Source organism: Spirosoma sp. SC4-14, from assembly GCF_037201965.1.
Classification (GTDB): domain Bacteria; phylum Bacteroidota; class Bacteroidia; order Cytophagales; family Spirosomataceae; genus Spirosoma.
Genome location: NZ_CP147518.1, coordinates 208744 through 229077 on the forward strand (window position 1 = coordinate 208744; position 20334 = coordinate 229077).

Below are 20334 nucleotides of genomic sequence, written 5' to 3' on the forward strand. Positions count from 1 at the left end.
TTAACGACTGTAACTAGTCAGGTAGCCACATTGGTATGACCAGCAAATCGGGCCAGACAGGTCTCTTTTAGCAGTCGTATGGGTAAAAACGTTCTGTTGTGGCTCTATAATACAAACAGCTAAACTAAACTTTTAATTCGTTGTGAAGCAAGCCGACGGGTTTCGTCGTCCGTGCGAACGTAGTCGTCGTAAGTAGGATGCTCAACAAAGGTAGCTTTGGCCAGGCACGATTCAATGATTTCAGAGATTTCCAGAAAACCAATCTGGTCGTGCAGAAAAGCATCGACCGCCACTTCATTGGCCGCATTGATAATACACGGCGCATTGCCACCCTGATGCAGGGCTTCGAATGCGAGCTGAAGGTTTCGGAAAGTTTCCAGATCGGGCTTTTCGAAGGTCAGCGTCGGATAATCCAGAAAACTAAACCGGGGAAAGTTCGATGGCATACGATTCGGGTAGCCGAGCGCAAACTGAATCGGTAAGCGCATGTCGGGCAAGCCCATCTGCGCTTTCAGGCTACCGTCTTCAAACTGAACCAGCGAATGAATGATGCTTTGTGGATGAACAATAACGTCGATCTGGTCGGGCGTGAGACCAAACAGCCATTTGGCTTCAATTACTTCCAGACCTTTATTCATCAGCGTCGCTGAATCGATCGTGATTTTTGCACCCATCGACCAGTTGGGGTGTTTCAGGGCCTGTGCCTTTGTAACACTGGCCAGAAAATCTCGCGGCTTACCCCGGAATGGCCCCCCCGACGCGGTCAGAATTATTTTTTCGATAGGGTTATGAAACTCCCCGACCAGACACTGGAAAATAGCTGAATGCTCAGAATCGACGGGATAGATGTTAACCCCTTTCTGGGCCGCCAGTCGCGTAATGATTTCGCCTGCCACGACCAGGGTTTCCTTGTTGGCCAGCGCAATGGGTTTACCGGCTTCAATCGCTTTAATGGTCGGTAACAGACCCGCATAACCAACCATAGCCGTCAGCACCATGTCGATACTATCCATCTGTACCACCGAAGCAATAGCTTTCGCTCCCGCGTAAACGTTGATGCCAAGCGGATCGAGTGCCGAAAACACCTGGTCGTACCGATTTTCGTTGCAAATGACAACGACATTGGGCTTTAATTCAACGGCCTGCTGAATAAGCAGATCGGCGTTGTTGTTCGTTGTCAGAACCTCGACCTGAAACTGGTCGGGATGTGCCTTAACCACCTCAACGGCCTGCGTTCCGATGGAGCCGGTCGATCCCAGAATGGCGATATGGCGTTTTTTTATGTCAGTCATTAAGCGTATTTCTGAGGTATTAGTAGTGTACGATCACTATAGATAAATTACATCCTTTCGCATTTTGTATTCGAAAAATGGATTCATAAACCTAAATCCGTTTTTCGGTGTAATTTTCGAAGAAGGATTCGATAAAGTCGCTCTTGTTCTGTCCAGGACAATTTAAAATCTGGGTTTAAATCGTAGACCAGATCAATATCGCTCTTACTCAATTTGTTCATTTCTTGCGAAACTGCCATACAACCCAATTCTTTCTATACCGAATTCATTATCTAATCGCTCTTAGCCCGGAGCGTTTCTAAAATAAAATCTTGATTGATGGCTTCTGCTTTCATTTTTTAAACCATTTTCTCAACTGCCAATAACCCTTCGGCAATCTTTCGGTCGTTCGACAGGCGGGGCACTTTGTTCTGGCCACCGAGCTTACCCTGCGATTTCATATAGCGCTGGAAAGCCCCACGTGGTAGGCTGGTTAGCTTCAGTGGTTGCAGGATAGAGCCCGTGATGAGGTCGTCGTAATATACGTTTAATTCAACGAGCCGGTTGTCGAGGGTGTGGGCGAAAGCTCCCAGATCGTTCGGGGGTGTAGCAAATTCAATCAGCCATTCGTGATAGGGAAGGCCTTCTTTCGGGCTTACCATTGGGGCAACCGTAAACTCAACAACTTCGGTTTCGGGGTGTTGCTGCATGGCATATTGTAGGGCTTTTTCAACTTCTTCGCCGATCACGTGTTCGCCAAAGGCCGAAATGAAATGCTTGATACGGCCAGTTACTACCAATCGGTAGGGTTCCCGCGACACAAACTTTACGGTATCGCCAAGCGAGTAGCCCCACAAGCCCGCATTGTTATTAATGATGACCGCGTAGTTTTTCCCAAGTTCAACTTCGTGAATGGTGAGTCGGCGAGGATTCTCGCTGAAAAATTCGTCGGCCGGAACAAACTCGAAAAAGATACCACTGTTCAGCAGCAGCAGTAGGCCTTCTTCTGTTTGCGTATCCTGAAATGCAATAAATCCTTCAGATGCCGGGTAGGTTTCGATGGAGTCGATGCGCTTGCCAATGGTTTCGTACAATTTGGCCCGGTAGGGATCAAAATTCACACCACCGTAAACGAATAATGAAAAATCGGGAAAGACGTCTTTAATAAGTTTGCCGGTGCGTTCCTGAATCCTGTCGAAATACATTTGTACCCAGGGCGGAATGCCCGAAATCAGCGACATGGGCTGCGTGATTGTTTCGTCGATGATGCGTTCGAGCTTTGTTTCCCAATCCTCTATCGTATTGGTTTCGTAGCTGGGCAACTGATTTGTGCGCAAGTAGGCCGGTACATGATGGTTCACAATGCCCGACAACCGCCCAATGTTGATACCCGCTTTCTGGGTTAGTTCGGGACTACCCGAAAGGAAAATCAGTTTCTTGTCCAGAAAATCACTTTTTCCGGTTTCATTAACATAATTCAGCAGCGCATCACGAGCCGAGTTAATGTGATTCGGAATTGAATCCTGTGTGATGGGAATATATTTTGTGCCAGAAGTTGTGCCCGATGTTTTGGCAAAATACAGCGGTTTTCCTTTCCAGAGCACATCGGAGTTTCCGGCCAATATTTGTTCAATATAGGGTTTCAGATCCTCATAATCGCGAATAGGCACGGCCTGATGAAACTCCTCAATGGTGTGCACTTCATGAAGATGATGATCGCGACCAAACGTAGTGGTACGGCCAACATCAATTAACCGCTGAAACCAGCGATGTTGGGCTTCGGCTGGCTGATACATCCACGTTTGTTGCCGTTCTACGACCCATTTGGCCAACGGCTGGCTGACGACTGAACGAATTCCCATAATGCTGCAAAGGTAACGAAAACCGTTAGCAGTCGTCAGTGGCTAATGAGTCCTGAAAAAAGTCTACGTTAATTTAAAGGGTGCTTATGCCTGTTTGTGGCCAATGGCTTACTAAAAACGTCTAACCATTCTGATTGTCATACAAAAAATACAATCGTGTATTTAGTTTGGGACGTTGTTTCTCTTGAATAATCCATATTTTTGCAAACCTTTTAAGAAACACGACTTGTAAAAAGGAATTTAGCTTACCTGAAATGGGACTTTTCAACTTTTTAACTAGCGACATTGCGATTGACCTGGGCACGGCGAATACCTTGATTATTCACAAGGATCGGATTGTGGTGGATGAGCCTTCGATTATTGCAATGGACAAAGCCAGCGGTAAAGTGCTGGCTATTGGCCATAAGGCCATGCAAATGCACGAAAAGACCAATGAGAATATCAAGACGATTCGCCCGCTGAAAGACGGTGTAATTGCCGATTTTACGGCTGCCGAGCTCATGATTCGGGGTATGATCAAAATGATCGATACAGGCAGTAAACTGTTCTCTCCGTCGCACCGGATGGTGATTTGTATTCCGTCGGGAATTACCGAAGTGGAGAAACGGGCCGTTAAAGACTCGGCCGAACATGCTGGCGCAAAAGAAGTGTATATGGTACACGAACCTATTGCGGCTGCTATCGGAATTGGGATCGACATTACTCAGCCGAACGGTACGATGATCGTTGATATTGGAGGAGGTACTACCGAAATTGCGGTTATTGCATTGTCGGGTATTGTCTGCGAACAATCGATTCGTATTGCTGGCGATGTGTTTACCCGCGACATTGTCGATTACATGCGTCGGGAGCATAATTTGCTGATCGGCGAACGCTCGGCCGAGCAAATCAAAATGGAAGTTGGATCGGCACTCCCCGAACTCGATAATCCACCTGCCGACTACGAAATTCGTGGTCGCGATCTGATGACGGGTATTCCTAAAGAAATCAAGGTTACCTATAGTGAAATTGCTTACTCGCTCGACAAATCAATCTCGAAAATTGAAGAGGCTACTATGAAAGCCCTCGAAATTTCGCCACCAGAATTGTCGGCCGATATTTACACGAATGGTATTCACCTGACTGGCGGAGGAGCGTTGTTGCACGGGCTCGATAAGCGTCTGGGCGCAAAAACCAAACTGCCCATCCACGTTGCCGACGATCCGCTCAAGGCTGTTGTGAAAGGAACCGGCGAAGTGATCAAAAATCTGGATCTGTATAAATCCGTTCTGATTAGCTAAACTGTAAAGCCGACACTCGGCCGCTGCCGTGGAAACCCACGCATTGTAGAAGATACATAAATCGCTACAAAGCGTGGGTTCCATACGTTTTATTTGTATGGGAGAGTTAGTCGAATTTTTTATTCGGAGCCGCAATTTTATATTGTTTGTGTTGCTGGAAGTACTCTGCTTCTATTTTATTATCAACACAAGCAATTACTGGAGCGTCACTTATTTTAATACGTCGAACCGGTATGCGGCTCAGGTGTTGGCATGGGCAAATGCCGCTAACGAATATGCCAATCTAAGGCAGGCTAACGCTGATCTGGCAATGGAAAATCAGCAGTTGCGTACAAAGCTTACGAAAGCATTGCAGAGCCATCCCATTGCTCCTGCCGAATACCAGGCCGATTCGACCTTTGCCGATCGCTTTAAATTTACAGTGGCAAAGGTGGTAAATAACACCACGCAATTCGCTAACAACTACATAACCATCGATAAAGGGACCGACGATGGTATGCGGCCCGGTATGGGCGTTATTTCGCCAACGGGTATAGTTGGGAAGATAAAAATATGTAACCGTAACTTTTCGGTTATTACATCCATTTTACATTCGGAATATCTGGTTTCGTCTCAGTTGGTAAAAGCAGGGGAAATTGGAACCGCAAAATGGGATGGTGTTGATCCTCATCTGATTAAACTCAATGATATTTCGCTTACAAAAAAGGTCAGTAAAGGCGACTCCGTTGTTACGTCAGAGCGTAATTCTACGTTTCCGCCCGGAATTTTGATAGGCCGCGTTCGCTCAATTGGCGTACAACCAAACAAAGTTTTTTATGACCTAACGCTCGATTTAGCGACCAATTTCAGTAGCCTGTCATTTGTTTATGTCGTCGAAAATCGTCTGCAGGCAGAACAGGAGCAATTAGAAAAACAAGTTGAAACCGAAAAATGAGTTTTTGGCCTGCCGGAGTCTGCTTTAGCCAGCGACCAAACGGACGACCGAAAACAGAAATCTAGTTTACTGTGACCTTACGTGAAATTCTGTCTACTGCATTGATGTTTTTGCTTTACCTCGTATTGCAAATACTGCTCGTACGGAATTTAGTGCTGTTCGATTACGCTTTCTGCTTTGTTTATATCGCCTGCATTTTGCTATTACCTAATGAAACCAGCCTGACCTGGTTACTGCTCATTGCTTTCATAACCGGAATTGTTGTCGATACTTTCTATAATACGCTGGGAATGCATGCTGCAGCCACAGTGCTAATGGCCTATTTTCGGCCGTTGGTTGTCCGGACGCAGATCGATGTGCCCGGTATGGAATCCCGCCTTGAGTTTTCACTAAAAGAATTGGGTGTTGGTGTATTCTTTCGATACGTATTCATATTGGCACTAATTCATCATACGGCTTTGTTCTCTATCGAAGCCAGTAGTCTCTCGCTTATTATTCCAACCTTGATTCGGATCATTGCCAGCACACTATTCACAACCGTTAGCATTGTACTGATTCAGTTCTTTACCCGAAATTAAATTGGGCTTATTGGTTACAGTTTATGGTTGCTCCACCTATTTAGGGCTTTCTCTTGCAAAGTAACCATAAATCATAAACTATTTCCTTATATGGCCGAAACGCTCATTGTTCCGCAAACGTCGGACCGTCAGTCCATCTATAATGCATTACTTCCCCAGATTGCCGCTCTGATTGAGGGCGAAACCGATTTGATTGCTAATCTGGCAAACATCACGGCTGCTCTGAAAGAAGCCTTTGGTTTTTTCTGGGTTGGTTTTTATCTCAAAAAAGACAATCAGCTCGTGCTTGGACCCTTTCAGGGACCAATTGCCTGCACCCGTATTGCGTTCGACAAAGGTGTATGCGGAGCAGCCTACACACGTAAGGAAACGATGTTGGTACCTGATGTTGAACAGTTTCCCGGACATATTGCCTGTAGCTCGGCATCGAAATCAGAAGTTGTTGTTCCCGTTTTTAATGCAGCAGGCGATGTAATTATGGTGCTGGATGTCGACAGCGACCAGCTCAACGACTTTAGTGAAGTTGACGCGAAAGGCCTGGAGCAGGTAGCAGCTATGATTACCAGGCTCTAGACGAAAGGTAATTCCAGATTATATAGAGATAACTGCTCTAAACGACTACAATTAAGATGCAATTAAATTCCTGAAACGTGTAAAACGTAGATAGGGGGCGTCCGTCTTAGGTATGAATTAAACGAACTTGTAATCATGCTTAAGAAAATTGCCATTTGTGGGATAATGTTCTCGTTCCTGTCATTGCCCTTATTGGCGCAGCAAACAGCAGTTCCCGATGCACCACCGGCAAATCGGGGTAAGATGGGCCGTGGCAACCGGTCAGGACAAACTTATCAGATGGCCGATGCCGCAACCCGCGCTCAGCACGAAACCGACCGATTAACCCAACAACTTGGATTAGATCAGGCAACAAGTCAGAAAGTACACGATGCGGCTCTGGCACACTCCCAGAAAGTTGATGCTATCAACGCTACGTCTGACGATAATCAGACAAAGCAAGCAGCACTGAAGGCCAATGCCGATGATTTCAAAACGAAGCTTCAGGGAATTCTGACACCCGATCAATTCGCACAACTGCAATCGATGAAAGGCCGTATGGGGCGCGATAAAGCGGGCAATGGTCGGCACAGAGGGGACCGTCCGCAGAATTAAGCGAAACGGTTTTGTTCAGAATAGCGGGGTTTAGAGTATCGATTGGCCGATACTCTAAACCCCGCTATTCGTTGCGCACAGTAAAGTTTGTGGGTTTCGTACTTTTTCTGCAAATCGTGCAGAAAAGCTATGTCTTCTTCATTTTCGCGTCGTTCGTTTCTACAGCAATCTACACTTATAGCAGCAGCAGGCATTGCTGCGCCTACGATTCTGTCAGCAAAAACAGGAGGGTTCAATGCCGAAACGGTCGTGTTGGGGCATAATGGTTTCCGGTATCGGGTGGTGTCGGGTTGGGGGGTGCTGGATGCGGGTAAAAATCCGGTCAACGATTGCCACGAAATGGTGCTCGACGCCAAAGGTCGGATTATTCTATTGACCAACGAAACAAAGAATAACATTCTGGTTTACGATAAATCGGGTAAGTTGCTTGAATCCTGGGGACATGAATACCCCGGTGGGCATGGGCTCACACTTGGTGGCGAAGGCAATGATCAGTACCTTCTCATTTGCGATACTGACCGGCATCAGGTTATCAAGACCGACCTGAAAGGCCGTGAGCTAATGAAACTCGACTACCCGAAAGAAACAGGAGCCTATGCTTATCCGTCGCAGTTTAAACCGACCGAAACGGCTATTAATCCTGCCAATGGTGATATTTATGTCGTCGATGGCTATGGCCTCAACTATGTTACGCAGTATGACAAAACGGGTAAACTTATCCGCTACTGGGGAGGCAAAGGCGACACGAACGACACCTTCGACTGCTGTCATGGTATAGTCGTTGACCGGCGCACGGCTAATCCGACACTGCTGATTACCGACCGTCGGCACAATGCACTCAAACGCTTCTCGCTCGATGGTAAGTATCTGGCAACCATAGCTTTGCCTGGGTCTTATATCTGCCGACCAGTCATTCATGGAGAGAATATCTATGGGGCCGTATTCAGAAGTACATCGGATAGCTATCCGGATTCGGGCTATATTACAATTCTGGATAAAAATGATCGGGTTATTTCAACCCCCGGCGGATCGGAACCTGTTTATGAAGGGGCAAAGCTCATGGAGCAGCGTAAAGACCGCACGGTATCGGCATTTTTGCATCCACACGATGTGCTGATCGATGAAGACGACAGTATCTATGTAGCCCAGTGGAATTCGAAGAAAACTTATCCAATTAAGTTGGAGCGTGTGGCCTGACCACCGTGCTAATCCATGAATAAATTCGTTCTGTTGCAGACTCCTGCGGCCCAACCTTCGGATTGGGTATTGTTTTTTGGCCATTTTCATCCGCTTATTGTTCACCTGCCGATTGGTTTTCTGCTGATTGCGGGACTTCTCGAAATAGACCGGCTGACCCGTAGAAACTCCGTAAGTCAGCATACCATTACGCTGATTCTGTTCTGGTCGGCGGTGAGTGCTACTATCGCCTGCCTATTTGGTTATATGCTTTCGCTGGCGGGGGGCTATGATACCGAAACGCTCAATAGCCATAAGTGGCAGGGAATCGGTGTTGCCATACTGGCATGGATTGCCTGGGCCGTAAAGTCGGAGAATCTGGGGCGATTTATGCCAGTTGCCCAGCTACTATACCTACCCTCGCTGGGTATTACCTTGCTATTGCTGCTAAGTGCCGGGCATCAGGGTGGTAATCTGACCCATGGGTCAGACTATCTGACGCAGTACGCACCGGGGCCAATTCGGACGCTGGCAGGCTTACCGCCTAAACAAAAAGAATTCAAGATAGAGCCAATAACAGATGTTAATCAGGCTATAGTGTATCGGCAAATCATCAACCCAATTCTACAGACCCGCTGTGTGCAATGCCATAATGCCGATAAGTCGAAAGCAGGTCTACGGCTCGATACGCCCGACATGATCAAAAAAGGCTCGGAAGATGGACCGGTATTTATTGCAGGTAAAGGTAATAATAGCCAACTCATAAAAGCCTGCCTGCTGCCCGAAGAAGATGACCATCATATGCCGCCGAAAGGGAAGCCGCAGCTAACCGAAAGCCAGATTACCCTGCTAACCTGGTGGATCGATCAGGGGGCTTCGTTCGATAAAAAAGTTTCGGACCTGGCCGTTAACGAGGCTGTTCGACCGGCTTTAGCGTCGTTGGAGAGTGGTGGAGCTGGAAGTATTTCACCGGGTAACGTAGCGGCTTCGACAGGGCCTGCGCCAGCATCGCCCGTGCTGACGATGAACGTGCCCATGGCCGACCCAAAAACGATTGATGAACTAAAGAAAACCGGGTTGCTGGTATTGCCTCTGTCGAAAGAGCAAAACCAGCTTGAGGTTAGCGCCGTAAATGCCCGTTCGTTCAATGATGCACAGGCTGCGGTATTGCCAAAACTAAGCGAACAGATTGTTTGGGCAAAGTTGGGTGATACCGAACTATCGGATGCTGCATTGGTATATATTGCCAAATTAAAGAATCTGCAAAAACTGCATCTGGAGCAAACGAAGGTGACAGACACTGGTTTGCAACAACTTAAAGGGTTAAGTAATCTGGAATACCTGAATCTATACGGAACAGCCATTACTGATGCAGGATTAGCCGAACTCCCTAAATTTAAAAATCTCAAAACGGTTTATCTCTGGCAAACCAAAGTGACACCGCAGGGGCTGGCGAATTTGAAAAAGGCAATGCCAAAACTCGACATAGTAGGCGGTATTGACGAAAAGGCTATTGCCGATTTTGCCAAAGCGTCTTCTGAAACGAAGGCGGAAGAGCCGAAAAAGAATTAGAATATAAACGCTTTGCTAAGCGACGGATGCCTTACCTTCGGGTTAGAAGTTCGTCGCTTTTAGTTTATGCAGAACGTATTTCCGGTGTATTCGATTGGGCATTTCATCAACGAACCCACCAGCCGTGCAGACTTTGCCCTAACGTTGTTCGAGACAATGGACGAGCCTAATGTCGAAGATCCGCACAGGCACACCTTTTATGAAATTATTTGGGTCGATGCCGGACAGAGTAAACAAGCCATCGACTACACGAATTACCAGTTATGCCCACGGTCGCTTTTTTTTATTTCGCCTGGTCAACTACATTTTTTTGAAGAATGGGAGCACCTGAAGGGCGGTAGTATTTTGTTCACCGAAGATTTTTTTCTGCTTAACCATCAAAACAAAGACAAGCTGTTTGAACTGAGCTTCCTGGATAATTTTTACGCCAATCCATTGCTCAAACTTACTCTTCAGGACTATCAGGAAATTCGGCATATCATCGAACTGATGGAAAAAGAGCAACAACGAGTCGATTCTGCGGCTGGCATTATACAGGCCTTATTGCATGTGCTGGTTTCACAGATTCAGCGATGTATCGATCAACAGAATAGCCAGCGGATTTCGCGGAAGTATGTTATTCTTTACAAGAAATTGAAGCGTTTGCTCGACGAACAGTTTATGGAGCATCGGTCGGTAAGCGATTATGCATCCCAACTGGCCATAACGCAGCATCATTTGAATCTGGTTTGTCGGGAGGTTACCGGAAAAACGGCGGGTGAGGTGATTCGGGCCCGAAGCTTGCTGGAAGCGAAACGGTTACTAACCTTTACGGATAATTCTGTTTCCGAAGTAGCCGCCCAACTTGGCTTTCTGGATTCGTCATACTTTGCCAGAGTATTTAGGCAGGATGTGGGCATGTCGCCGGTTGCCTTTAAACAATCAATGTCCGAAATGTACCGATTATAGTCAGCTTTGTTCTAACTCCACCAGGAGTCGGTAAACTACTTTTGTGCCGTTAGTTTTAACCGCAAAAAAGATGATGACGCAAACGTTAACTAATTGGTTATTTGAGCCTTCACACTGTAAGGTCGGCTTCTCGGTTACGCACTTTGGTATTACCGAAACCGAAGGGCATTTCACAAGTTACAGAGGAACGGTAGAGACGATGTCCGACGATTTTTCGGATGCCCGGGTTACCCTGACTATTGACGTAAATAGCATTGATACGCTGGATCAGCAACGGAATAACCACTTGCTTTCGGCCGACTTTTTCCGGGCCAATGAGTATCCTCAGATTACGTTCGTTAGTACGGAAATGCGGCAGATAAGCCCCCAAACCTATAAACTACTGGGCGATTTAACACTGTTAGGCATCGCAAAACCGGTTGAATTGGATGTTGTGTTTATGGGAGTTGTGCCGAAAGATCCATTTGGCTACACGAAGGCTGGCTTTAAGGTCAGGGGCGTAATTAATCGGAAAGATTGGGGAATGACCTGGAATACGGCTCTTGATTTTGGCGGCTTGGCGGTTGGTAACGACGTAACAATTAGTTGCCAGATTGAATTAATGAAACAACAAGCCGTTCTCTCGTAGAGATGGTTGTTTCTGCGAAAGAACTTTAAACACCACGGATAATGGTAGATAGTAAAACCAAAATCTGGTTCATAACCGGTATTTCGGGCGGGTTGGGCAATGCACTGGCCAATGCCGCTATGCAGGAAGGTCATTTTGTGATTGGCACCTTTCGACATGATCAGCAGGTAGCTGACTTTAATGGTGTAAACACGGGTAAAGGGTTTGCCGTAAAGCTCGATATAACAAACCGTAGCCAGATCGAAGACGTTGTGCGTAGGGTTGTCGATCAGTTTGGACGCGTTGATGTGCTGGTCAACAATGCCGGTTTTGGTTTTGCCGGTGCCATTGAAGAAGCTTCGGAAAATGAAATCCGAGCGGTTTTCGAGGCTAATTTTTTTGGTACCCTTGCGCTTACGCGGGCCTTTTTACCGCTTTTTCGGAAACAACGACACGGCTATATCATGCAGATTTCGTCGCAAAGCGGTTTCAAAGCCGTAGCGGGCTTTGGTGTCTATAATGCCAGCAAGTTTGCCCTCGAAGGAGCCAGCGAAGCCCTTGCGGCCGAAATAGCTCCCTTAGGTATTAAGCTTACGATTATCGAACCCGGACCCTTTCGAACCAATTTTGCAGGCTCGTCTTTCGCTCGGGCAGCCAGCCAACTCGATGACTACGATGCTACTGCGGGCGCCTTCCGGAGTAGGATGGAACAAATCGATGGCAGACAGGAAGGTGATCCGGTAAAAGCGGCCGGGGCTATTCTGCAATTGATTACACTGGAAAGTCCACCGCTACGGCTACCACTGGGCAAAATTGCCGTCAGCACGATTCAGTCGAAACTCGATAGTGTGCAAACCGATCTGAACAACTGGCGAACTGTAGCCGAAGGGGCTGTTTATTAACGCCTGTCATTCGTCAATTAGTCAATGAGCATTAGTTATGTTGACCCCTGATACCCATTGACTAATTGACTGACATTTATTACGGCCAGCGGATACTGAAGACCGTCCAGCCATCGGAGTGAGTCTGGAGCGAAAAAGTGAAATTATGATTTAGCAGAATCTCGCGGGCGAGCGTCAGGCCAATACCTTGTCCGTTAGGGCGAGTGCTAAAGAACGGATTGAATAAATTGCTGACGACGGCTTCTGGAATAGGATGGCCATTGTCCCGAATCTGAAGTTGATGAGCCGTCAGCGCAATGTCGACGGTTTGCCCTGGCTCGCAGGCTTCAATCGCATTTTTAACAATATTGACCAGTACCTGCTCCATCTGACCAACATCAATGGCCCGAATAACCGAAAGATCGGGAGCCGAACCTATCAGCGAGACGTTAGCGGCTTCGGCCTGCGGTTGCATGAGTCGAACAACATCGTTGACCAGTATGGCCAGATTTGTTGGAACAAGGTTTGGCAACGGCAATCGGACTACATCGGCAAATCGGCGCATAAACCGATTCAGTCGGTCGTTGCGGTCGATGGCAACGCGTACGGCCTGTTTAAGGTCATTGTCCGATAAATCTGATTCTGTTACTGTCAGTATAGAGTTGACGGCACCAATGGAGTTGTTTACTTCGTGGGCCATCATTCGAATCACTTTGCTATAGGCGTTTTTTTCACTAGCCATAATTTCGGGCGTTAACTCTTCAATAATCAGAAACGACCGTCGGAAGCCCCGATCTATAAAATTTGCCCGGATGACTTTATAGGTTTCAATGCCATTCGGTTTCATAATGCGCGACTCACCGTCGGCCAGGTCGGCCATGTGTGCCAGTAGCGAATAACCCAAATCGGCCAGAGGTTTGCCTACTACCTCGTCGGGCTGAACGGCCAGTAGTTGACTGGCTCTTGGATTGATGGAGGCAATTCGTTCGTCGTAATCGAAAATCAAAATGGCAATCGGGGCGGCTTCGATGAGTTTATCAAGGAAAAAACGCTGTTCGGCTTGTTTAGTACGTTCCTGCCGAAGTTGGTCGATCATTAAATTGTATACATGAATGAGGGCATCGATCTCGAAATTGCCGGTTGGCACAAACTTAACCGTGAAGTCTTTGTCGCGGATCGCTTCAACGCCCGCCGTAATGAAATCGGATGGTTGCCGAAAGGCAATATAGATCTGGACGGCGATAAAGACCGATACCAGAATGAATAACTCTGATGCAATAAACAGCAGTTTATTTTCCTGCAATACCAGCCAGGTAAGCCCTACCAGGGCAATATGCACGGCGATGATGTAAATCAGGTATTTGGTACGGAGAGGGAGCTTCATTCGTCAGCACTATAGGGAATGCCAAATTTCTCCAATCGGCGGTAGAGTGCAAAACGAGTGATACCCAGCGCCCGCGCCACTTTGGCTACTCGGTTGCTATGAAAAGTCATTGCCTGCTGAATCATTCGATATTCCATTTCTTCGAGCGTCATGGTGCCCACCTGGGGCATAGCACTAAGGGTGTGGGATTGGGGGCCGGGAGTGAGGTTTTGTTCGAAATCGGAAATGGAAAGGGTATCGCTAGGAGCCAGCAATACGGTTCGCTCAACTACGTTTTTCAACTGGCGAATATTGCCGGGTAAGGGTAGCGTTTTGAGCCATTTCATGGCTTCTTTACTGATATGCAGGCTGGGTCGACCGTAAAGAATTTTCAGGTTATTTACGAAAAAAGCTGCCAGTCGTGGAATGTCGTCGGCGCGTTGGCGCAGGGCTGGCAGCCGTACCGTAATAAGGTTGATGCGGTAGAGCAGATCTTCCCGAAACAATCCTTTTGCTACCATTTCGTCCAGATCCCGGTTGGTAGCGCAAATCACGCGCACATCAACCGTTCGGCTTTTGCTACTTCCTAATGGTTCAAATGTACGATCCTGCAACACCCGTAGGAGCTTTACCTGACTGGCTGGATCGAGATCCCCGATTTCGTCCAGAAATATGCTGCCTTTATTGGCCAGTTCGAAGCGTCCGACCCGGTCGATACGGGCATCGGTGAACGCTCCACGGACATGGCCAAACAGCTCGCTCTCGAATAATGTGGACGATATGCCGCCCAGATTGACTTTAACGAACGGTTGCTTTTTGCGTTTACTATTCTGATGAATGGCTTCGGCAATTAGTTCTTTTCCGGTGCCGCTCTCTCCCGTTATCAGTACGGGCGCATCGGTGTCAGCAACTCGTCCGATGGTTTTTAAAACGGCAAGCAGGTTTGGGTCTTCACCTACAATGTTATCGAATCGAAATTGCTGGTCGAGTTTTTGGCGGTCTGGTGAAGCTGCATCCGGTCGGGCCAGATTCAGGGCTGTCCGTACCGATTGCACCAGATAGTCGTTTTGCCAGGGTTTGGTAATGAAGTCTTTCGCGCCCGCTTTCATACCCTCTACGGCCAGGTCGATACTGCCCCAACCGGTAATAAGAATAACGGGTACCTCGGGCAAGTTTTCCCGAATCCGGCGCAGCAGTCGCAGCCCATCATTGCCCGAGGTATCGACCGAAAAATTCATGTCGAGCAGAATCAATTCCGGCGTTTCTTCCTTCAAAACCTCAACTGTCTCAAACGGGCCATCGGCCAGGCGCACCGTAAAGCCTTCTTTCCGAAACAGTAGGGAGAGCGAAGTTTGAATAGCAATATCGTCGTCGATGATGAGGAGCATAAGAGGGCAAGGGGATGCTTTGAGCGGGGAGGTTGCAGGGTATTGCAGGGTATTGCAGGGGAGAGCGGGGTATTGTGGGGTTTGTGTTAATGAATGGTTTGCTGGAAGTTGTAGATTTTGCGGCTCAGATTAGCAAGTTCATTGAACAGATCTTGTTTGACTCCTTCAGTTATTTGGTTGCGTCGTTGAATAACTACCAGAATATTGGCGCATTCATAACAAGAACGGCGGGCATAGTTTAAAAACTGCCGGAATTCGTTGGGCGTCGTTGTAGCAGAGCCTTCGGCAATGTCGAACAACTTATCACCTATTTGAATACTCATTTGCCAGATTTCTAACCCTTCAAAACGAAAACTTCTTAATATAGTCAATAAGAGTTACGGTGTACGAAACAAAGCTAATACTTTCCCCGACGCCCCTGCAACCCTAACTCTCTACCCTGCAATACCTTGCAACCTCCCAGCGCGCAGCATCCCTCGCCCTACCCTACTCCTCATGCAACGCCACCGCAGGCTGGATTGTAGAAGCCTGACGACTTGGGAATAGCGCACAAAGTGTTACGATGGCATAAATAATGAGGATGGCTACGATTATAGCCGTAACATAGGTCTCAGATTGCAAATCGAAAACGTTCAGTAGCGGAAACTGAACCGCGAAGATCAAACCAATGAACATGGCAAACGTAGCCAGTACCCAGATTTCGCCAATGAATTGAGTCGAAATACCCGTTTCAGTGGCACCTACTGCCCGGCGCAGACCAATCTCACCCCGACGTTTTGCAATACTTAAATTCAGAACGCCGAATAAACCTAATGCAACATTGATGAGCAAAAAGCCACTGATGATGGATGCTATAATAACGGGGACGAGGACCAGATTGTGCTGGTTTTTGCGGGAGTCTTTCAGGTAGTCGACTTCTACACTCCAGTCTTTCAGCATCGAGGCAACGTCTTTCACGACCCGTGCTTCAAAAACGGCATCAGTTCCTGGTTTTACTTTTATCAGAACCGTATCGTTCCAGATGGCATCGACCTTGAGCAGTTCGAAAATGGCAGGCTTATTGACCATAAATTCGCCTTTGGCTTTGAAATTGTCGATTATACCAACCACCTTAAATCGATTGTCGATGATTTTGCCCATTGGATTTTCATCGCCAAAAAGTCCTTCTTTCGTTTTCTGATTGATAACAACCGGCGTGTATTTGCCTACACTATCGGCATCCCGATACCAATTGCCCTGACTCACTGGAATTTCGAGCGTTTTGGCAAAATTTTCATCCGCAACATAAAAATCGGCCACAACCCGTCGCTTGTTATACTCGATCCCATTGCTCATTTGGTTCGCAGAAAAAGGAAAGTTACTGCTCATTCGGGAAACCGATGTTACTTCAGGATAAGCCTTTAATCGTTGTACTACCCGTTGCAGTTTATCGGCAACCTGGGTTGTGTCCTGATTGCTTTTCAGGCCTATTGCCCAAACGTTGTCGTAGGTAAACCCTATGGGCTGGCGGTAATTTCCGACATTGACAACAATCAGTGTGGCCAACCCAAAAAGGACCATAAACGAAGCCCAGATCTCCACCATCAGCAGGGTATGGGTCTTCTTCTTATTCCAGATTAATTTAAACAGATGCTTTATCATGATATAACTTGGTTGAATGGTTTAAATCGGCGCGAAGTGCCCCGCTCTTCAGCCCTTAAGCGCTTCGGCAATGTTTAATTTCGACATTCGCAGAGCCGGTAAAACGCCCGATAAAAAGCCAAAAACCAGACAGACGAGCAGGCTGATCAGGAATACGCTCAAATTAATGGTCAGGTCGGCATAGGGAATCCAGCCACTGATGTTGATCATGTGTATGACAAGCAGCGTCAGAATTAAGGCTATAGTACCGCCGATAAACGTGATAAAAATGTTTTCGACGATAAACTGCCAAACAAGCGTTCGTACGGGCGCGCCGAAGGCTTTCCGAATTCCAATTTCCGAAGCTCGTTCCATAATCCGACTAACGTTCACATTAACCAGGTTAATAGCCGGTAGTCCCAGTAGCATAAACAGCACAAATCCGATTATGCCGAACAATATGGTTTTCAGGCCAGGGCCCCCGTCCATGATTGTATCGATAAAGTTTTTCGCGTAAGGTTCACACTTGACTTCGAGTGAGTAGTACTTAAAGCCATCCTGTACGCCCGGTACTGGAATCTGGCTAATCCGGCTCTGGAACTCGCTCTGAATGGCTTTCAGATCTGATTTGTCTTTGGCCAGAATAACGCATACGTAGCCACCCCGCATCCCCCCACGCTGATAGTTGCTTTTGGGAGCCGTGTAGGGAAAATAAACATCGGAATAAGTGAATGGACGCGTTATGGGGCTGCTCCGGACAACCCCAATAACTTTGTAGTGAATGTTTTCGATTTCAATGTCTTTACCAATAACCGACTCCGTCGTATTTTCGAAATACTGTTTCTTGAGATCATCCGTAATCACAACCACATATTCTCCATTGGCAATGTTTTGTTCGTTATACGGTTTGCCTTCCAGAAAGTCAAATTCGTTGACGCGCCAGAAGTCGGCATCGGTAAACTTGGTATTGAGTTTTATTTTCTGCGATCCCACATAGGCGTTAGAGCTATTGATAAAGGTAGAGATCGTTGAGCGTTCGGGGGTTTTTAGCGTTTTAACGTAATCGGTCAAAAACTTAAAACTCATAGGACCTGAACTTTGACCCGATCGGGCCGAATCACGCTGACTCATCTGCATGATATAGAGCGACCGATCGCGTCTGGTTTCTGGGTAATGCGTTCCGAAAATATGGTCCAGAAACGACGTCAGTACCATCAGTACGGTTAACGTCAGGCTAATGCCGAAAAGAGTAATGAAGGTATAGAACGGATGCCGTAGCAGTACCTTCCAGGCGATTTTTATATAATTGATTAGCATGATTTTCTGAAAGATGAATTATAAAGGATGAATTATGAATGAAAGAGTACTCATCCTTTATAATTCATCTTTCATTATTAATTTTCCTGGGTTTCGGGCGGCTGGTCCCATGCTGGAATCGCCCACAACGGCACCATCGAATAGCCGCACGAGCCGATGCGTTCGTTTGGCCATCGATTCGTCGTGCGTTACCATCACAATGGTGCTTCCGTCGGTATTGAGTTGCTGAAGAATGGCCATAATCTCGTTGCCCATTGCACTATCGAGGTTACCTGTTGGCTCGTCGGCCAGAATAATATCGGGTCGACCCACAATGGCGCGGGCAATGGCTACCCGTTGCTTTTGCCCGCCCGATAGCTGATTCGGAAAATGCTTGATGCGGTTACTTAAGCCAACGCGTTCCAGGGCCTGTCGGGCCAGCTCCCGGCGCGATGCGCCCGTGGCATCCCCTTTCCGGTAGAGCAGTGGAATTTCGACATTGTCGAGTACCGACAGGTCGTTAATGAGGTGGAAACTCTGGAAAATGAAGCCAATTTTCTGGTTCCGTAAATGCGCCAGCTCTTTGTCGCGATACTGGGTTACGGCCTGTCCGCCGATTTCAACACTGCCCTTGCTGGGGGCATCGAGCAACCCCATCAGGTTCATAAGGGTCGATTTCCCGCAACCGCTTGGCCCCATAATAGACAAAAATTCGCCAGCACTAACGCTGAGGTTGACGTTGGTCAGGGCCAGGGTTTCGATACTGCTGGTCCGATACACTTTTTCGATGTTTTTGAGCGTGATCATAATAGCCCCCAGCCCCCAAAGGGGGAGTTTTACTCCCTGAGGTACGGAGATTTTTAGGTTGAATGAGCAATTGGGCTATGTTAATTCTCTTTTATTAAAGGTGAAAAATAGGGTGCGACCGCTTTTCCCCCTTTGGGGGTTAGGGGGCTATTTGTTTCAAAATCGTATAGTGTCAATAAGCGAAGTGTATAGAAAGCCTGCCAGTAGTCGCGAAGGGCCAGAATAGCATCGCGACGGGCGCGGTCTTTGTCCTGGGTAGCAATACCCAGATCGGTTACACTCAGGTCGCTGAGCTTGAATCGGTCCTGGGCAATCTGATAGCGACGCTGGGCAATCTGATCGGCTTCGGCGGTTAGTTTTACCTGCTGGCGCAGCATGTCCAGTAAGGTTACCTGCGTATAAATCTGCTGTTCGAAGGTGCGTCTGGATTGTTCAACCGTTTGAACGACCAGTTGCTGATTGGCCAGCGCGGTTTCGGTTCGGGCTTTGGCTCGCCCCCACGTCATAATTGGAAGCGTAAACTGGATTTCGACAAACTCCCGATCCTGCGGCTGAACATATACATCGCTGGGCCGATTGCCTCGGTTCGATAGACCAAAAGCGGCATTTAAACTGGCATTGAGGCCATTTTCTTTTCGGGCCTTCTCCACATCCCGGTCGGCTTCCAATAGCTGTCGTTTATACGAGATCGCAGCCGAGCGGTTGGCAAAAGCTTCGCTCAATGCCTGATTGATGTCGACCGAAAAATCGCTTAACTGTGTAGGTATCGCTAACTCAAACCGTTGCTGGCTTCCGGTTGTATTGTTTATATTTAGATAGGACCGGAGTTTTAGCGAAGCTACTTCGGCCGTTTGGCGGGCCGATGCCAGGTCTTTCTGGGCATTAAGTACGCTCAACTGAAGCTGTAGCAAATCGTTTTGTGAGATTTTTCCCAGTTCTAGTTTGTGCTTCGCAATTTTAAAGAGCGTATCGTTATTGGTGCGGTTTGTTTCAGCAATCTGCAGGTTTACCTGTGCCACCAGCAAATCGAAATAGTAACCGGTAGCATCGAGCGCCACCTGTTCGCGGGCTTCAATGTACTGTTGATTGCTTTCGGCGTAACGGAGCGGTTCGGTCCGGCGATCCCATTTCATCTGATTGAATCGGAACAAAGGTTGTGTCAGGCCAATGGCAAACGGTATTCCGTTATAGAGCGTACTGCTATTCAGAAAATTATCGAACCGTTGTAGCTGCTGCTGGATAAAGATCGATCCGCCCGTTAGCGGAATGTTCTGAGTCAGCGACATCGTCAGAATCGAGTTGTTGTTCGAAACAGGCTGGAAAGCAACTGTGCCGTCGGGCTGGGTTACCTGCACAAACGAACGCGTAAAGCTGGGCAATGATCCATCCAGACTTAACTGGGGTTTAAAATCGGCCAGAAACGTACGGTATTTCCAGTAGTTGGTTTTTTGGAGCGTTGCGGCCTGTTTGGCGGCTATCGACTGGTCTTGTGCCAGTTGCACAACATCATCGAGGGTGAGCTGCTGTGTCTGAGCCAGAACCGACTGAGCGCACAGCAGAAAGAGTATAAGCTTTTTCATTGCG

The 20334-nt window shown here is 47.5% G+C and carries 19 protein-coding genes; 10 read left to right on the forward strand and 9 right to left on the reverse strand.

What is annotated here, in order from left to right; genetic code table 11:
• Positions 1 to 119 precede the first annotated feature (119 nt).
• Positions 120 to 1292, reverse strand: coding sequence for a 1-deoxy-D-xylulose-5-phosphate reductoisomerase (locus tag WBJ53_RS00825; protein WP_338874151.1), 1173 nt, complete (start codon positions 1290 to 1292; stop codon positions 120 to 122).
• A 338-nt stretch (positions 1293 to 1630) separates the two neighbouring features.
• Positions 1631 to 3133, reverse strand: a complete 1503-nt coding sequence (locus WBJ53_RS00830; RefSeq protein ID WP_338874152.1) for a GH3 auxin-responsive promoter family protein — start codon at positions 3131 to 3133, stop codon at positions 1631 to 1633.
• 254 nt (positions 3134 to 3387) lie between these two features.
• On the opposite strand from WBJ53_RS00830, the gene WBJ53_RS00835 reads away from it, so the two are divergent.
• The 10 genes from WBJ53_RS00835 to WBJ53_RS00880 all read left to right on the forward strand — a co-directional run bounded on the left by WBJ53_RS00835 (position 3388) and on the right by WBJ53_RS00880 (position 12297).
• On the forward strand, positions 3388 to 4413 hold the full coding sequence (locus WBJ53_RS00835) for a rod shape-determining protein (protein ID WP_163954706.1): 1026 nt from the start codon (positions 3388 to 3390) through the stop codon (positions 4411 to 4413).
• A gap of 97 nt (positions 4414 to 4510) precedes the next feature.
• Positions 4511 to 5347 carry a rod shape-determining protein MreC gene (mreC, locus tag WBJ53_RS00840; RefSeq protein WP_338874153.1) on the forward strand — a complete coding sequence of 279 codons (837 nt, stop codon included), beginning with the start codon at positions 4511 to 4513 and terminating at the stop codon, positions 5345 to 5347.
• Between the two features lie 71 nt (positions 5348 to 5418).
• A complete protein-coding gene (locus WBJ53_RS00845; protein WP_338874154.1) occupies positions 5419 to 5925 on the forward strand; it encodes a hypothetical protein in 507 nt (168 codons plus the stop codon).
• Between the two features lie 90 nt (positions 5926 to 6015).
• The gene (locus WBJ53_RS00850; RefSeq protein ID WP_338874155.1) at positions 6016 to 6498 is read left to right on the forward strand and encodes a GAF domain-containing protein; all 483 of its coding nucleotides are present in this window, start codon (positions 6016 to 6018) and stop codon (positions 6496 to 6498) included.
• A gap of 135 nt (positions 6499 to 6633) precedes the next feature.
• Positions 6634 to 7092: a DUF4890 domain-containing protein gene (locus tag WBJ53_RS00855; protein WP_338874156.1), complete on the forward strand. Its 459-nt coding sequence runs from the start codon at positions 6634 to 6636 to the stop codon at positions 7090 to 7092.
• Positions 7093 to 7221: 129 nt separating this feature from the next.
• Positions 7222 to 8289, forward strand: a complete 1068-nt coding sequence (locus WBJ53_RS00860) for a 6-bladed beta-propeller (RefSeq protein WP_338874157.1) — start codon at positions 7222 to 7224, stop codon at positions 8287 to 8289.
• A gap of 15 nt (positions 8290 to 8304) precedes the next feature.
• Positions 8305 to 9840, forward strand: a complete 1536-nt coding sequence (locus tag WBJ53_RS00865; protein ID WP_338874158.1) for a c-type cytochrome domain-containing protein — start codon at positions 8305 to 8307, stop codon at positions 9838 to 9840.
• A gap of 66 nt (positions 9841 to 9906) precedes the next feature.
• Complete coding sequence (locus WBJ53_RS00870; protein WP_338874159.1) at positions 9907 to 10788, forward strand: AraC family transcriptional regulator; 882 nt, start codon at positions 9907 to 9909, stop codon at positions 10786 to 10788.
• Positions 10789 to 10858: 70 nt separating this feature from the next.
• Positions 10859 to 11416 (forward strand): YceI family protein, encoded by a 558-nt coding sequence (locus WBJ53_RS00875; RefSeq protein ID WP_338874160.1) that lies wholly within the window; start codon positions 10859 to 10861, stop codon positions 11414 to 11416.
• A gap of 41 nt (positions 11417 to 11457) precedes the next feature.
• A complete protein-coding gene (locus WBJ53_RS00880; protein WP_338874161.1) occupies positions 11458 to 12297 on the forward strand; it encodes an oxidoreductase in 840 nt (279 codons plus the stop codon).
• Between the two features lie 79 nt (positions 12298 to 12376).
• Here the strand turns inward: WBJ53_RS00880 and WBJ53_RS00885 are convergent, their stop codons facing one another.
• The 7 genes from WBJ53_RS00885 to WBJ53_RS00915 form a co-directional block, all read right to left on the reverse strand.
• A complete protein-coding gene (locus WBJ53_RS00885; protein WP_338874162.1) occupies positions 12377 to 13660 on the reverse strand; it encodes an ATP-binding protein in 1284 nt (427 codons plus the stop codon).
• Positions 13657 to 15027: a sigma-54 dependent transcriptional regulator gene (locus WBJ53_RS00890; RefSeq protein ID WP_338874163.1), complete on the reverse strand. Its 1371-nt coding sequence runs from the start codon at positions 15025 to 15027 to the stop codon at positions 13657 to 13659. The genes WBJ53_RS00885 and WBJ53_RS00890 overlap by 4 nt, the downstream gene beginning before the upstream one ends.
• 86 nt (positions 15028 to 15113) lie before the next feature.
• A complete protein-coding gene (locus WBJ53_RS00895; protein ID WP_338874164.1) occupies positions 15114 to 15350 on the reverse strand; it encodes a four helix bundle protein in 237 nt (78 codons plus the stop codon).
• Between the two features lie 163 nt (positions 15351 to 15513).
• A complete protein-coding gene (locus WBJ53_RS00900; RefSeq protein ID WP_338874165.1) occupies positions 15514 to 16668 on the reverse strand; it encodes an ABC transporter permease in 1155 nt (384 codons plus the stop codon).
• Positions 16669 to 16716: 48 nt separating this feature from the next.
• Positions 16717 to 17964 carry an ABC transporter permease gene (locus WBJ53_RS00905; RefSeq protein ID WP_338874166.1) on the reverse strand — a complete coding sequence of 416 codons (1248 nt, stop codon included), beginning with the start codon at positions 17962 to 17964 and terminating at the stop codon, positions 16717 to 16719.
• A gap of 57 nt (positions 17965 to 18021) precedes the next feature.
• Positions 18022 to 18750 (reverse strand): ABC transporter ATP-binding protein, encoded by a 729-nt coding sequence (locus WBJ53_RS00910; protein ID WP_338874167.1) that lies wholly within the window; start codon positions 18748 to 18750, stop codon positions 18022 to 18024.
• Positions 18751 to 18830: 80 nt separating this feature from the next.
• On the reverse strand, positions 18831 to 20330 hold the full coding sequence (locus WBJ53_RS00915; RefSeq protein WP_338874168.1) for a TolC family protein: 1500 nt from the start codon (positions 20328 to 20330) through the stop codon (positions 18831 to 18833).
• Positions 20331 to 20334: the final 4 nt, after the last annotated feature.